Below are 1034 nucleotides of genomic sequence, written 5' to 3'. Positions count from 1 at the left end.
TATAAAAGCTAAAAAGCTTTTAAACAAGTTCAAGTCATAAAAGCTAAAAGCTTTCAACAATAAAAAGCCCATTAGCTGGTAAAACTTGGCAATTAAAAAAGATTAGGGATCAAGCATTTTTAGTCTTCTTTAAAGGGTTTAACATTTAAGAGCGATTATAGCAAGTTTTTAAAGAAAAACGAAGTTATTTGATTTAACATTGTTAATAGCCTATGTAAAAGTAAAGTAAAACTACAATAACTCTGTCTTATATTCATTAAGGCAGTGGTAGCGCTGAAGAATATTCGTGCAATTGTCGTTATTCATTATAAAAGGGCGGGTTTTAAAGGATATTTTAAAATTTAAAACAAGCTTTTAAGAGCAGATGGCGGATGCCTTGCCAAAGAGAGGCGATGAAGGACGTACTAGACTGCGATAAGCTATGCGGAGCTGTCAAGGAGCTTTGATGCGTAGATGTCCGAATGGGGCAACCCAACTAATAGAGATATTAGTTACTCTAATTTAGAGAGCGAACCTAGTGAAGTGTAACATCTCAGTAACTAGAGGAAAAGAAATCAACGAGATTCCCTAAGTAGTGGCGAGCGACCGGGGAAAAGGGCAAACCGAGTGCTTGCATTCGGGGTTGAGGACTGCAATATCCAAGAGAACGCTTTAGCAGAGTTACCTGGAAAGGTAAGCCATAGAAAGTGATAGCCTTGTATGCGACAAGGCGTTCTCAGGTAGCAGGATCCAGAGTAAGCCAGGACACGAGAAATCCAGGTTGAAGCCGGGGAGACCACTCTCCAACCCTAAATACTACTCTTTGAGCGATAGCGAACAAGTACCGTGAGGGAAAGGTGAAAAGAACCGCAGTGAGCGGAGTGAAATAGAACCTGAAACCATCTGCTTACAATCATTCAGAGCCCTATGATTTATCAGGGTGATGGACTGCCTTTTGCATAATGATCCTGCGAGTTGTGGTATCTGGCAAGGTTAAGCGGATGCGAAGCCGTAGCGAAAGCGAGTCTGAAGAGGGCGATTAAGTCAGATGCTGC

Annotated in this window: 1 rRNA gene; it reads left to right on the top strand. The window is 41.3% G+C overall.

The window, feature by feature from the left end:
* Nucleotides 1-344 precede the first annotated feature (344 nt).
* Nucleotides 345-1034: ribosomal RNA gene (locus IEY73_RS34580) — 23S ribosomal RNA — on the top strand; the annotation flags it as partial.

It is taken from the genome of Mangrovihabitans endophyticus, assembly GCF_014646155.1.
Taxonomy (GTDB): Bacteria; Actinomycetota; Actinomycetes; order Mycobacteriales; family Micromonosporaceae; genus Actinoplanes; species Actinoplanes endophyticus.
Note: the sequence above shows the minus strand (reverse complement) of the source record. Positions and strands in the feature narration are given on the sequence as shown.